The sequence below is a fragment of the Neptuniibacter halophilus genome (assembly GCF_030295765.1).
GTDB lineage: Bacteria > Pseudomonadota > Gammaproteobacteria > Pseudomonadales > Balneatricaceae > Neptuniibacter > Neptuniibacter halophilus.
In genome coordinates this window covers 540,549-554,196 of sequence record NZ_AP027292.1, presented here as the reverse complement: position 1 = coordinate 554,196, position 13,648 = coordinate 540,549, and the positions used below count along the sequence as shown (strand labels likewise).

The window sequence follows — 13,648 nt, the reverse complement described above, 5'->3', positions numbered from 1 at the left end:
TGCTGTACCTATGAAAATTTGCTCTGTTTATCTGAGTCCGCGGAAGGATGAGATGTATCTGTATGTGGATAAGCGTGACCAGTTGAGCCAGGTGCCGGAAGCACTGCTGGAAATGTTTGGTAAGCCCAGACATGTTATGGATATCCCGCTGACTTCACAGCGCAAACTGGCGCGTGTGGATACGGATAAAGTGCTGGAAGAGATCGAAAACAAAGGTTACTTCCTGCAGATGCCGCCACCGAAAGAGGATTACCTGCTGGATCTGCATCAGGATCGTCCTGAAACAGGTGTACGCTAAGTGTCAGCTCAGGAAGTATTCTGGCGCAGTAAGTCGCTGCAGGAGATGACGCCCACCGAGTGGGAGTCTCTGTGTGACGGCTGCGCTTTGTGTTGTTTGCATAAGCTTGAGGATGAAGACACACAGGAGGTGTTCTACACCTCGGTGGTCTGTCATCTGCTCGATTTTGAAACCTGTCGCTGTACCCGCTATGAAGATCGCTGCAAGCTGGTACCGGACTGCGTTAAGCTGCGTCCTCAGGATGTGGATGCCTTCCACTGGCTGCCGCCTACCTGTGCTTATCGCCTGATTCATGAAGGGAAGGATCTGCCGGAATGGCACCCTCTGATCAGCGGTGACCAGAAGAGTGTGATCGAATCCGGCGCCTCTGTTCTTAACTGGTATGAAGTGAAAGATAACGAGATCGAAGTAGAAGACTACATCGACTACGTGCTCGAATAACTTTATCCGGTACTGAGTTGCCCATCGCCGGGGCAGCTCAACGCTTCAGGCTGCAGCAGCGGGGGAATCTCGTCCGCCTGCAGTGGCTTATAGAAATAATAGCCCTGAAATATCTGACAGCCCAGTGTCAGCAGGGTGTCCAGTTGTGCCTGAGTTTCCACGCCCTCCGCAACGGTTTCCAGATTCAGGCTTCGGGCCAGATTAATAATGGTGGCGCAGATCTCACCATCCTCCTCTTTGCTGGCACACTCCTCAACAAATGACTGGTCGATCTTGAGAATGTCCAGTGGCAGCCGCTTCAGGTAGTTAAGGGAGGAGTAGCCGGTACCGAAGTCATCAATAGAGATGCTGATGTGTAACTGCTTGAGTTGTTCCATTACTTCAATGCAGCGCTCTACATCCTGAATCAGCACCCCTTCGGTGATCTCAATCTCCAGTAGTCTGCCGGGTATCGAATAAAGGCTGAGCTGCTGTTTGATAAACGGTAGCAGATCATCTGAGATCAGGTGGCGGCCGGATATATTCACGGAGATTGGCATCAGAGGAAGGTGTTGAGCGCGCCAGTCAGCCAACTGCCTGAGAGATTCGCTGATGACCAGCTCGCCTAACTGGATAATCAGATTGCTCTCTTCAGCGACAGGGATAAATTCCGCCGGTGACAGGGGGCCCTTCTGTGGATGGTTCCAGCGGATCAGTGCCTCAAACGCGACGATACGATTGCCGGGCTGAAGTACTTTTGGCTGGTACACCAGATGGAACTGTTGCTCCTGCAGGGCGCGTTTGATCATGCGCTCGTAGTTGACGGCCTTGGTGGTATGCTCAGCCATGTAGGGTTCGAAGACCTGATAGTTATCCCGCCCGTTCAGTTTGGCGGTATACATGGCAATATCGGCTTCCTGAATCAGTTGGTCGGCTTCGGTTTCGCCATTTTCAGAGACCGCAACCCCGATGCTGGCGGGTATGTTGAACTGCTTCGATGCCAGCTCAACCGGAAGGCGCATAATATCCAGTATGTTCTGGGCTTTATCCCGGATCAGTTGCGGGTGCAGGTTGCCGCAGATCACAACAATAAACTCATCACCGCCCCAGCGGGCAATAATGTCGCCGGGGCGGGAGACGGAGCTGAGCCGGCGTGCCACCTCGCAAAGCAGCTCATCGCCGGCTTTATGACCCAGTGTGTCGTTAATCTTTTTAAACTGGTCCAGATCCATAAATAGTAGGGCGATCATCTGCTGAGTGTTGCGGGCAATCTGAATCTCCTGATCGAGTTTTTTCATCAGATGTGCACGGTTGGAAAGCCGGGTGAGGGGATCTTTGTAAGCCAGAAACGTGAGGCGGGACTGCAGCTTCTGATCCCGGGTTACGTCGCGTATATGCAGGGTGAACTCGGTGCGTGATTCCTCGTCCATCCGGGTGCTGGTAATGGTGACCTCGGCCGGGAACTGATGCCCTGAAATGCGTCTGAGGGTCAGGCGGTTGCGTCGGTTAAGCACAGGTCCGCTGGCTGCGCTGAAAAACTGTTCCAGGCTGTGACTGAACTGCGCACGGTCCTGTTTGATGACAAAAAAATCGACAAAGCGTTTCCCCTGAATATGTTTTTTCAGGCAGCCAAGGGTGCGTTCTGAGGCCGAGTTAAACTCGATGACCTGGCCCTGCCAGTCGATGGAGATAATGCAATCCATCGATGAATCAAGGATTGCGCCTTTGCGGCGTTCGCTGGCCTGATACTGGCCAATGGCGTTGTCCCGTTCATGGATCTCCTGATTGATCCGCTCGATTACCTCGTTGTACTTTTTGGCGATCTGACCGACCTCGGTAAACGGCTCCTCCTTGACCGGCGTCGAAAATCTTCCCTGATTCTGTTGTTGCTCCATATCGCTGAGCAGATCGATCAGCTCAGTCGATGCGCGATGCTCCGTGATGTTTAAGCCTTTGATTTCGTCTTTAGGCGTCACCCGCAGTGGGAGGTAGTGGTTTACCAGACGTAAAAGCAGGTAGCTGAGGCCGAAACTGTAGAGGCCTGTTACCACAACCGCGAACAACTGGATAGCAAACTGTTCGCCGCGGCTCAGGCCCGGGCTGAGATGCTCCGGCTGGCTGAACAGGGCGAAGGCGAGGGTGCCCCAGATACCGGCAAAAAGATGGGCTGGAATCACGTAAAGGGCGTCATCGACTTTTAAGCGTTCAATCAGTCCGCTGCCATAATAGAGAATCACGCCTGCGATCATGCCTATCACGCTGGCGGAGGTGGGGGAAACTGCATGACAGGCGGCAGTGATACTGACCAGACCGGCGATGATGCCGTTGAGGATGTAGCTGACATCGATAAACTGCTGTTTCAGATAGTGCAGGCTGGAGGCAATAAATCCGCCCCAGACAGCGGCCAGACAGGTGTTGAGCAGGATAGTCGGGACTTGCCCGGTCAGGTGTATTGCGCTGCCGCCATTAAAACCAAACCAGCCGAGCCAGATCAGCAGTGTGCCCATGGTGGCCATTGGCAGGTTGTTGCCGGAAGGGAAGCGGGTTTTATTCTGGTAGCGGCCGATCCGCGGGCCGATCACCAGAACTGCCGCCAGAGCGATCCAGCTCCCGACTGAGTGAACTACGGTAGCGCCGGCGAAATCGATAAAGCCGAGGCTTTCCAGCCAGCCTGAATTTTCGGGATTATAGAGGCTGGCCCAGCTCCAGTGTCCGACCAGCGGGTAGATGAAAATACAGAGTATGGCGGTGACCAGAATATAGCCATTAAAGGTCATTCTTTCAGCGGTTGCACCAGAAGTGAGCGTTGCGGCAGTGCCGCAGAACATCATCTGAAACAAAAAGAAGCAGAGTTGAAAGGCGCTGGCGTCGTCGCCGAAGAGAAATTGGTTACTGCCCATCAGGCCTGCGACACTGTCGCCAAACATCAGGCCGAAGCCAATCAGCCAGAAAATGGCAATGGAGAGGATAAAGTCAGAGATGTTCTTGGCAGCAACGTTGATGCTGTTTTTACTGCGAATTCTGCCGCTTTCGAGGCAAAGAAAGCCTGCCTGCATGAGAAAAACCAGCAGGGCAGAGATGATCAGCCACAGATAATCAAGCATCCTTACCTCGACCTTCAGGGTTGCCGCTGGCCCGAATGGACCCGCGTCTGTCACTAAAGGTTGAGCAAAAAGTGTGCCTTTTTATTCTGGCCGGGGGCAGAAACAAAAAAGCCGCAATCCGGAGATTGCGGCTTTTTCAGTCAGGACAGGAAGTGATTACTTCTGGTTGTCCAGCTGAGCTTTGATCAGGTCACCGATAGTAGTCGGGCCGGATACTTCAACTTCAGCGTTACGTACAGCAGAGATCGCTGCTTTCTCTTCAGCCTGTTCTTTCGCTTTGATAGACAGGTTGATCACGCGGTTGCGACGATCCAGAGTAACGATCTTAGCTTCAACTTCGTCACCAACGTTCAGTACAGAAGAAGCGTCTTCTACGCGGTCAACAGAGATCTCAGATACTTTCAGAGTACCTTCGATGCCTTCTGCCAGCTCAACTACAGCCGCTTTAGCGTCAACAGAAGTTACTTTACCGGTTACGATAGAGCCTTTGTCGTTTGCTGCAGCGTATTCAGCGAACGGATCGCTTTCAAGCTGTTTGATGCCTAGAGAGATACGCTCTTTCTCAGCGTCGATAGACAGGATAACTGCTTCAACTTCTTCGCCTTTCTTGAACTGGCGCAGTGCTGCTTCAGCATCAGCTTCCCAGGTGATGTCGGACATGTGAACCAGACCGTCCAGCTCGTCCTGCAGACCTACGAAGATACCGAAGTCAGTGATAGTCTTGATAGTACCTGTTACTTTGTCGCCCGCAGCGAACTGCTCAGCGAAAGTTACCCATGGGTTAGCAGTGCACTGCTTGATACCCAGGGAGATACGACGACGCTCTTCATCAACGTCCAGGATCATAACTTCTACTTCATCACCAATCTGAACAACTTTAGATGGGTGGATGTTTTTGTTAGTCCAGGACATTTCAGAAACGTGTACCAGACCTTCAACGCCGTCTTCGATAGAAGCGAAGCAGCCGTAGTCAGTCAGGTTAGTGATACGCGCCTGGCACTGGCTGCCAGCCGGGTAACGTTCTTTGATCAGAGACCATGGATCCAGAGACAGCTGTTTCAGACCCAGAGAGATACGACCAGATTCTTTGTCGAACTTGATGATCTTAACAGTGATCTCGTCACCTGGGTTCAGCATCTCAGATGGGTGAGAGATACGTTTCCAGGCCATGTCAGTGATGTGCAGCAGGCCGTCAACACCACCCAGATCGATGAATGCACCATAGTTAGTCAGGTTCTTAACGAAACCTTTAACTTCCTGACCTTCTTCCAGGGTAGCCAGCAGCTCATCACGCTGAGCGCTGTTAGCTTCCTGCAGAACCGCACGGCGAGAAACAACGATGTTGTTACGCTTAGGATCCAGCTTGATCAGTTTGAATTCCAGCTCTTTGCCTTCCAGGTGGTCAACATCGCGAACCGGGCGAACGTCTACCAGAGAGCCTGGCAGGAAGCCCTGAATGTTGTTGATGCTAACGGTGAAGCCGCCTTTAACTTTGCCGCTGATGTAACCTTTAACAGTTTCTTCAGCTTCAAATTTAGTCTGCAGAACTTCCCATGCTTCAGCGCGTTTCGCTTTTTCGCGAGACAGGCGAGTCTCACCAAAGCCATCTTCAACCGCTTCCAGTGCAACTTTAACGTCGTCACCGATTTTGATTTCCAGTTCGTTTGCATCGTTCAGGAACTGAGAACGCGGGATGATTGCTTCGGATTTCAGACCTGCGTGAACAGTAACCCAGTCGCTGTCGATATCGACAACTTCACCGATTACCAGTTTACCAGGGGTCATGTCCAGAGACTGAAGGGATTCTTCAAACAGATCAGCAAAGCTTTCGCTCATTGAATGTGTCCTATAGTAGGGCTGTTACCCGGAACCGAGAACAGCACAGCCTGTAATACCGGACTTACAGGGTCAGTTTAAGTATTTAAAGAGGGAGCTGTGACCGGTGTAGCGCCCAATTCAATAGAAAATGAGCGCGCATTATACAGTAAAACCACCGCGGTTACAGTGGTTTTGCATGATTTTTATGCAGGTCAGAAGGGTCTGTCGTAGTCTGCCAGTCGTTCGTAGAGTGCGGTCTGGCAGGGCTTGCTGATCACTTCCAGATCGGCTTTCAGGTCGCCCGGCAGGAGGGTGCTGTCCTGTTTGCGGAAATAGGTAGTGATCAGGCGCTCTTCACGAGGGGAGTTGGCTGCAATGTCGATACCGTCGCCAATACAGAACGAGAACTCCGGCATATAGGTTTTAACCAGATCTTCACGCTCCACCGTTGACAGAATCAGGCGCTTACCGCCGATAAACTTACGGTATTCGTTGGCCGCTGCCGCGGACATCGCTTCAATCTGCAGATTGGAGAACCTGCGTGCATCCGGCATGTTGATCAGCAGCTCTTTAAGTTGTTTTTCAACGGCGGCGATCTCCTCGATGATACTCAGCGGGGCGAAGTGCTCATTCAGCTTTTTATACTCTTCCAGTGCGGCTATCTCGGCTTTCAGAGCATCGATCTGCTGGTTGAGCATCTCTTTGTCGGCAATGAGCTGTTCGTTATCCGCCATCAGGCCTTTAATTACCTTCTGGGTGGGGGTCAGCTTGGTTTCGGCAAAGGTTGCCGGCAACTGCTTGGTTCCCAGCTCGCCGGTGGACTCTGAATACACGGTTGTGGGGATAACCGTAAAGCCAAATTTCTCCAGATCTTTCAGGTTCTGTTCGTGCTGGCCCTGCATCTCGTTATAGGCGAAGTAGCCGCCAATCCCGAGGATCGCCAGCACGACGGGGATAACAATAAGGAGGATAATCAGTTTCTTGGCCTGCATGCCGGTATTCCCTGTGCTTATTCCACTGAATCAGTTTTGCGGTGTTTCTTCCGCTTCGGCTGCAGAGTATTGCAGTTGCATAAACAGGGTGTCCATCAATATCCGGCCACTCTCAACCAGCATCGCTTCCTCTTCCGGGTTGATCGGCCGCCCCTGAGCGTCTTTCTCCAGCTCCTCTTCGAGCTCAGTCAGGGAGCTGATCGGGGGGAGCTGTTTCTGGCTGCGACGGCGGTTTTCGGCATCAACCTGCCACTGTTCTGCGGCATCACGTTCCTGTTTCAGGGTGCTTTCACGCAGAGGGATCAGGCCGCTCTCTTTGCGGGCTTCGCTCAGGTGATCAACCTGCTCGCGCATGTAGACGAAGTCAGGATCGGTAAGGGTACGGTTTTGGTAGCGTTGCAGGATGTGCTCCAGAACAGGATCCAGACTTGGATAGCTGCCGTGTGGGGCTGAGCGGACCGCATCCCAGGAAAGTGCCTGCTCAAGTGCGCTCTCACCGATGATCTCGGGATCATATAGGGTCGGGAAACTGATGTCCGGGTGTACGCCCCGGTTCTGCGTGCTGTCGCCATTAATCCGGTAGAACTTGGCGTGGGTCAGTTTTAACTGGCCGTGGTTCAGGGGGAGCAGTGTCTGTACTGTGCCTTTACCAAATGTCTGGCCGCCGAGCACGATACCGCGGTTATAGTCCTGAATTGCACCGGCAAAAATTTCCGATGCAGAAGCAGACAGGCGGTTAACCAGTACAGCCATGGGGCCGACGTAGATCGCTTTAGGGTCGCGGTCGCGCAGCACTTCTACACGGCCGGTGGAGTCTTTGATCTGTACGGTCGGGCCATGTTTGATAAACAGTCCTACCGTGTCATTCGCTTCACGCAGGGAGCCGCCGCCGTTATTGCGCAGGTCGATGATCAGACCATCAATATTTTCCTGTTTCAGCTCTTTAACCAGCTTCTCCACATCACGGGAGGTACTTTTATAATCTTCATCACCACGCTGCAGGGCGGCAAAGTCAATGTAGAAAGCGGGAATCTCTATCACGCCAAGGCGGAACTGGCGGCCCAGATGCTCCACGTCGAGAATCCGTTTCTGCGCGGATTGCTCCTCCAGTTCAACTTTGTTACGGACAATTTTGACGATCCTGGAGGGTGTGTCTTCACGTTCGGAGCTTTTAACTTCGAGGCGAACGGTGGTGCCTTTGGGGCCGCGGATCAGATCGACAACCTCATCTAGGCGCCAGCCGATCACGTCTTCAATTTCTCCTTCTTCCCCTTGGCCGACACCAATAATCCGGTCACTGGCTTTTAGTTGGCCGGTTTTGTCAGCCGGACCTGCCGGAACCAGCCGGACAATCTGGGTGAACTCGTTTTCACTTTTCAGTACGGCACCAATCCCTTCCAGAGAAAGGCTCATATTAATTTTGAAGTTTTCAGATTTACGCGGGGAAAAATACTGGGTGTGGGGATCGTACTGTTTAGTGAAAGCGTTGGCAAAGGTCTGGAATACGTCTTCGCTGTTGACCTGTTGTGCCCGGTTAAGCTGGTTTTTATAGCGCTTAATCAGAACTTCACGGGCTTCTTCCAGGCTTTTGTCGGCCAGCTTCAAATTTAACAGGGCGCTTTTCAGGCGGCGATCCCAGAGTTGATCCATCTCCTCCCGGTTGGTAATCCAGGGGGCGTTTTCGCGATCGGTATTCAGGCTCTCTTCTTTGTCAAAGTCGAACTCTTTACCGTTTTCGAGTTCGGAGATGGTGAATTCCAGGCGGTCTTCCATTCGCTCCTGAAAGCGGTTAAAGATGCGGTAGGCCTCTGTCAGGTCACCGGCTTTAATTTTGTCGTCCAGCGTGGTGCGATATTGTTCGAACTCATCAACATCGCTTTTGTAGAAGTAACTGCGTGCCGGGTCCAGGTCTTTCAGATACTGATCCAGAATCTTGCCGGAGAGCGCATCATCAACGTTGATCCGGTTGTAGTGTCCCAGTTTAAGGGCCTGAGTAATCTCGAGCAGGGTTTCCTTATGCACAGGTTCCGATTCCAGTTGGGAGACAACTGCATGGGAACTGACCGGGAGAAGAAGGGAAAAAGCGGTAATAAACAGCGGCTTCAGCAGGGATCTGTGCATAATTTAAGTCTTATCTAACGCTCTTGGTTCAACTAGGACAGGATATCGGGGAGAGAGTTCCCCCAATCCCGACTGTAGCAGTGTAGACATGCGCCGCACTGTTGTAAAATCAATTGGTTGCTAACCTTTTGCAGATATAAATTGAGATTGGAAAGAATTATGAAAACAGGGTTTGGGCTGTTGGCGCTGCTGGTGATGACCGCAGCAATTTCCGGCTGTGGTGAAGATGCAGAGAAAGAGGCATTTCGTCAGGAGTTGATCGAGAAGGCCTTGAATGATGAGGTGCGTAAAGCGGGTGATGCCTTCATGGCTGATAATGCCAAAGCTGAGGGTGTGGTAACCACGCCGAGTGGCCTGCAGTACAAGGTATTGGCCAGCGGCGACGGTGATTCACCAGCGGTCAGTGATCAGGTGACCGTTCATTACGAAGGTATGCGGACAGACGGGCATGTCTTTGACAGCTCCTATAAGCGTGGCAAACCCACCACCTTTCCTCTCAATCGGGTGATCAAGGGCTGGACGGAGGGCGTCTCGATGATGAAGCGAGGCGATGTCTGGATGCTGTATATCCCACCTGAACTGGCCTATGGTGCAACCAGCCCAAGTGAGGATATTCCTGCTAACTCCACTCTGATCTTTAAGGTGGAACTGATCGATTTTACTGCCGCTGAATAAGCAAAGGAGCAAGGTAAAGATGGCTGATTTAATTGCTGACCTGCAGGCATTCCTGTCTGCATCACCGACCCCTTATCATGCGGTTGCTGAGATGGCCGGGCGTCTTCGTGCAGCCGGTTTTATTCAGTTGGCTGAAGAGGATCGCTGGCAGACTCAGGCTGGGGGGCGCTATTTTACCCTGCGGAACGGCTCCTCCGTAGTTGCCTGGACTCTGCCAAAAGCAGCGCCTCTGGAAGAAACCGGTGTACGTATGGTCGGAGCGCATACGGACTCGCCTTGTCTGAAGGTAAAACCCCAGCCGGACCTGCATCGTCAGGGTTACCAGCAGCTTGGTGTGGAAGTTTATGGCGGTGTATTGCTCAATCCCTGGTTTGACCGTGATCTGTCGATGGCCGGTCGAGTTGATTATCTGTCTGCAAAAGGAGAGCGTAAGCAGGCGCTGTTGAATTTTCAGCGGCCGGTCGCAGTTATCCCAAGTCTCGCTATTCATCTTGACCGTGAAGCCAATAATAGTCGCGCGATTAATGCGCAAACCTACCTGCCGGTTATTTTAGGGCAGGGAGAGAGCAAAGCTGAATTCAGGCAGATACTGAAACAGCAACTGCAGGCGGAGGGGGTAGAGGATCTGGATCAGGTACTCGATTATGAGATCTCTCTCTACGATACCCAGCCTCCGGGCCTTGTTGGGTTGAATCAGGAATTTCTGACCTCTGCACGGCTGGATAATCTGCTTAGCTGCTATATGGGGTTGTCTTCTCTGCTTGAAGCTGATTCTGAATACGCGACCCTGCTGGTTTGTAATGACCATGAAGAGGTGGGCAGCATGAGCGCAGCCGGTGCTCAGGGGCCTATGCTGAAGCAGGTGCTGGAGCGGCTGATGCCTGATGCTGAGGCACGTAACCGGATGCTGAGCCGTTCGGTCATGATTTCGGCCGATAATGCCCATGGTATCCACCCGAATTTTGCGGATAAGCATGATGCCAATCATGGGCCATTACTGAATGCGGGGCCGGTTATCAAACTGAATGCCAACCAGCGTTATGCAACGAACAGTGAGACCAGTGCGCTATTCCGTGATCTGGCGCGTCTGGAGGAGGTACCGGTGCAGGCATTTGTTGTGCGCAGTGATATGGGTTGTGGCAGTACGATTGGTCCGATTACCTCCGCCGAGCTGGGCGTGCGGACGCTGGATATTGGTGTGCCGCAGTTTGCAATGCACTCGATCCGGGAGATGGCAGGGGTTGAGGATGTACGTCACCTTTGCAAAGTGCTGACCCGGTTCTACCGTGAGGCGCAGGTCTGACTTTTATCCGGGGCCTTTCTGTTGGACGAAAAGGCCCCGTTTAACCCGTGGCTGTGGTTTATTGTAGTCGCTTTGCCAGCAGAATAGTGCTGAACTGTTATCTGTTGCAATAGTGCCGGGGACTGTCAATGATACAGCCTGGAAAAGGACATTCCGCACAACTCAATTTCTGGTTCGCCTGGGTACCGCTGTCTGTAGCGGGATTCGCAGTCATCTATCTGGCGTTCTATCTGCTTTACCAGTTTCAGGTGGAGAAGCTGGATGAGCAGGTGCGCTCTTCTTTTCGTCTCACCTCAAATCACATATACGAAGATTTTAATACCGCACTGGCAGACCTGCGTTTTATTGCCGGTAATCCGGTGACGCAAAACTTTATGAATGACCCTCATCTGACTCATCAGAAGATGGTTGCTGATCTTTTCCTGAGTATGTCTTCCAGTCATAAACGTTACGATCAGATGCGCCTTTTATCTCCTCAGGGAAGGGAGGAGGTGAGGGTTAATTTTAATCGTGGGCGACCTTATTCGGTGGCCCCTGAGGATTTGCAGGATAAATCAGATCGTTACTATTTTCGTGAAAGTCTTGCTCTGCAACCGGGGCAGGTATTCATCTCGCGTTTTGATCTGAATGTTGAAAATGGGCAGATTGAGCAGCCGATAAAACCGATGATCCGGTTTTCCATGCCGTTGTTTGATGAAACGGGTCAGGTCAGTGCCGTTGTGGTGCTGAATTATTTTGGCGATGTGATTCTGAACAGCCTGAACAATAGTTTTCGCGGGCAGGCGGGCAGGGTTATGTTGCTGAATGCTGATGGTCACTGGCTCTATGATACCGGGGCAGGGGCTAAACCCTGGGGTTTTATGTATGGCAGTCAGGATCGGTTCGATACGCAATACCCCGAGATCTGGCGGCAGCTTCAGCTTGCGGATCAGGGCGTTTTTGACAGTCATCAGGGGCGGATTAATTTTATCAGCCTGAATATATCCGCTGCCCAGCAAAAATCCCGATCCGCCCATCGATTGAAAACCTGGAAGCTGGTGGTGATTAACGCTGAGAATCAGTTGGGTCTCAGTTTCTTTAAACAGCATCTGGCTTATCTTTATCCGTTACTGGTGGCATATCCGTTGGGGTCTGTCCTGCTCTGGTACTGGGCGCGCGCTACGGCAGGAAAAAATCGGGCAGAAGAGGGATTGCGTAAGTTGAACCACCATCTGGAAGAGAAGGTGGAGCAGCGTACCCGTGAACTGGAAGCCACCCGCGAGGCAACTATTCTCAGCCTGGCGACTCTGGCAGAAACCCGGGATAACGAAACCGGGCAGCATATTCGCAGGACGCAGCGTTATGCCCGGGTGCTGGCAAATAAGCTCCGGCAGCATCCGGATTTCGCTGAGCAGTTAAGCGACAAGCTTGTGGAGCAGATCTATCGCTCAGCCCCGCTGCATGATATCGGTAAAGTGGGTATTCCGGATGCGATTCTGCATAAGCCGGAAAAACTTAATGCGGATGAGTTTGAGGTGATGAAAACGCATACCACACTGGGCAGTAATGCCATTGAGGAGGCGATTAATACACTCAGTCATTATTCCGGGCGTACCGGAGCGATGACGTTCCTCCACTGCGCCCGGGATATCGCTCATTATCACCATGAAAAGTGGGATGGTAGCGGTTATCCGAAAGGGTTGAGTGGTGAAGCGATTCCGCTGACTGCCCGAATAATGGCGCTGGTGGATGTGTATGATGCACTGGTGTCGAAGCGTGTTTACAAGGAGGCCTTCAGCCGGGAGAAAGCTGAGCATATTCTCTTGCATGAAAGCACCGGTCAGTTTGATCCCCGCGTTCTTGAGGCCTTTGAATCTGTTGCCGATGAGTTCTGGCAGATCAGGGTTCGTTTCTCCGATTCAGGCATGTCCTGACTACACGAAATAATTACCTGCGCTGCTCATCTGTTCGTGCCTTCCGGTGAAGTTGAATAGCTTTCTGCGTGTGTGGTTTCTTAGTCGATATTTATTGTTTTATTGTTAGCTTGTAGCCACAAATTCCCCCATAGTCGCTCCCAGCAACAATAATGATTTGTATGTTCAACTAATATGACTTGAATATGATCAGATTTGCCAAATGCACTTTTATAACTTTCAGATACATAGGGGGGGACAATTTGATCGTTGCTGCCTACAAAATGCCATTGCGGAATATCTTTTAGATTATCTACGAATTTTATAGGGTTCAGGGAGTCTGTAAGGGGAGATATGCGATGATGCTGAGTCCATATCGCATGGTCCAGATTGCCGCCAACGGTAATAAGTTTTTTAACATCATCACGTCCGGCTGCAATCAGTGTCGCAATCGCTCCTCCTCCGGAGTAACCAACCAGTATTAATGATTCAGACCCGAGGCGATCTTTAATGACAGATATTGCTTCATTGACTGCAGCAACGATACTGCTTGAAAAGCGTCCCTTGGTCCAATCACTGATTTTACATCTGTTTAGATCTGTATACTGACAGGGTCGGGCTATATAAATAGCGTTGCTGTCGGGATGGCTAAGTGCCAATTTCAATCCGATTGGGTTGATTGGTGTGGGGTTTAATGAAGGCCGATCTCGGGAGAGCCAGGCCAACCCGTCACCTTCAATAAATATTGTGATTTGTTTGTTGAAGTCAGGTTTTGCAGGCCTGAAGATTCTTACAGAATGAATAGATGTATTGATTAGTTCCGAAGTCCAACCTGCTTCTTCTGTTATGGTAGAAGCGTGCGAAAAGCGTGAAGAATGGCTTGGAACAGGAGAGCATGCAGTTAAGTAGCAGACGGAAAAAAGTACTGCCGTAAACTGCAGTAGTGACCCTAACTTAGTCCTGGGCAGCAAAGTAACCGCCAAAGCGATAAGGCTTTGGCGGTTTACTCCCATAGGCATCAGATG

At 51.6% G+C, this 13,648-nt stretch carries 10 protein-coding genes; 5 read left to right on the top strand and 5 right to left on the bottom strand.

Annotation, left to right across the window (positions count from 1 at the left end; all coding sequences use genetic code 11):
• Nucleotides 1-10 precede the first annotated feature (10 nt).
• A complete protein-coding gene (locus QUD59_RS02535) occupies nt 11-298 on the top strand; it encodes a YcgL domain-containing protein (RefSeq protein WP_286239378.1) in 288 nt (95 codons plus the stop codon).
• Nucleotides 299-739 carry a YcgN family cysteine cluster protein gene (locus tag QUD59_RS02530; protein WP_286239377.1) on the top strand — a complete coding sequence of 147 codons (441 nt, stop codon included), beginning with the start codon at nt 299-301 and terminating at the stop codon, nt 737-739.
• Between the two features lie 2 nt (nt 740-741).
• Here QUD59_RS02530 and amt read toward each other — a convergent pair whose 3' ends face one another.
• The 4 genes from amt to QUD59_RS02510 form a co-directional block, all read right to left on the bottom strand.
• Nucleotides 742-3,822, bottom strand: coding sequence for an ammonium transporter (gene amt / locus QUD59_RS02525; RefSeq protein WP_286239376.1), 3,081 nt, complete (start codon nt 3,820-3,822; stop codon nt 742-744).
• Between the two features lie 156 nt (nt 3,823-3,978).
• Entirely contained in the window at nt 3,979-5,658 is a 1,680-nt protein-coding gene (gene rpsA, locus QUD59_RS02520) for a 30S ribosomal protein S1 (protein ID WP_286239375.1), read from the bottom strand.
• A 194-nt stretch (nt 5,659-5,852) separates the two neighbouring features.
• Nucleotides 5,853-6,632 (bottom strand): hypothetical protein, encoded by a 780-nt coding sequence (locus tag QUD59_RS02515; protein WP_286239374.1) that lies wholly within the window; start codon nt 6,630-6,632, stop codon nt 5,853-5,855.
• A 30-nt stretch (nt 6,633-6,662) separates the two neighbouring features.
• Nucleotides 6,663-8,753 (bottom strand): carboxy terminal-processing peptidase, encoded by a 2,091-nt coding sequence (locus QUD59_RS02510; protein WP_286239373.1) that lies wholly within the window; start codon nt 8,751-8,753, stop codon nt 6,663-6,665.
• Nucleotides 8,754-8,912: 159 nt separating this feature from the next.
• Between QUD59_RS02510 and bamJ the strand changes: the two genes are divergently transcribed.
• The 3 genes from bamJ to QUD59_RS02495 all read left to right on the top strand — a co-directional run bounded on the left by bamJ (nt 8,913) and on the right by QUD59_RS02495 (nt 12,644).
• Complete coding sequence (gene bamJ, locus QUD59_RS02505; protein ID WP_286239372.1) at nt 8,913-9,428, top strand: BamJ family beta-barrel-assembly machinery protein; 516 nt, start codon at nt 8,913-8,915, stop codon at nt 9,426-9,428.
• A 19-nt stretch (nt 9,429-9,447) separates the two neighbouring features.
• Entirely contained in the window at nt 9,448-10,731 is a 1,284-nt protein-coding gene (locus QUD59_RS02500) for a M18 family aminopeptidase (RefSeq protein WP_286239371.1), read from the top strand.
• A gap of 128 nt (nt 10,732-10,859) precedes the next feature.
• A complete protein-coding gene (locus QUD59_RS02495; protein ID WP_286239370.1) occupies nt 10,860-12,644 on the top strand; it encodes an HD domain-containing phosphohydrolase in 1,785 nt (594 codons plus the stop codon).
• A gap of 80 nt (nt 12,645-12,724) precedes the next feature.
• On the opposite strand, the gene QUD59_RS02490 is transcribed toward QUD59_RS02495, so the two are convergent.
• Nucleotides 12,725-13,642, bottom strand: coding sequence for an alpha/beta fold hydrolase (locus QUD59_RS02490; protein ID WP_286239369.1), 918 nt, complete (start codon nt 13,640-13,642; stop codon nt 12,725-12,727).
• Nucleotides 13,643-13,648: the final 6 nt, after the last annotated feature.

Excerpts from the sequence above, each read along its gene's own strand:
- QUD59_RS02510 (WP_286239373.1), bottom strand. The coding sequence starts at position 8,753 with ATGCACAGATCCCTGCTGAAGCCGCTGTTTATTACCGCTTTTTCCCTT.
- QUD59_RS02535 (WP_286239378.1), top strand. The coding sequence starts at position 11 with ATGAAAATTTGCTCTGTTTATCTGAGTCCGCGGAAGGATGAGATGTAT.
- QUD59_RS02495 (WP_286239370.1), top strand. The coding sequence starts at position 10,860 with ATGATACAGCCTGGAAAAGGACATTCCGCACAACTCAATTTCTGGTTC.
- rpsA (WP_286239375.1), bottom strand. The coding sequence starts at position 5,658 with ATGAGCGAAAGCTTTGCTGATCTGTTTGAAGAATCCCTTCAGTCTCTG.
- amt (WP_286239376.1), bottom strand. The coding sequence starts at position 3,822 with ATGCTTGATTATCTGTGGCTGATCATCTCTGCCCTGCTGGTTTTTCTC.
- bamJ (WP_286239372.1), top strand. The coding sequence starts at position 8,913 with ATGAAAACAGGGTTTGGGCTGTTGGCGCTGCTGGTGATGACCGCAGCA.
- QUD59_RS02500 (WP_286239371.1), top strand. The coding sequence starts at position 9,448 with ATGGCTGATTTAATTGCTGACCTGCAGGCATTCCTGTCTGCATCACCG.
- QUD59_RS02490 (WP_286239369.1), bottom strand. The coding sequence starts at position 13,642 with ATGCCTATGGGAGTAAACCGCCAAAGCCTTATCGCTTTGGCGGTTACT.
- QUD59_RS02515 (WP_286239374.1), bottom strand. The coding sequence starts at position 6,632 with ATGCAGGCCAAGAAACTGATTATCCTCCTTATTGTTATCCCCGTCGTG.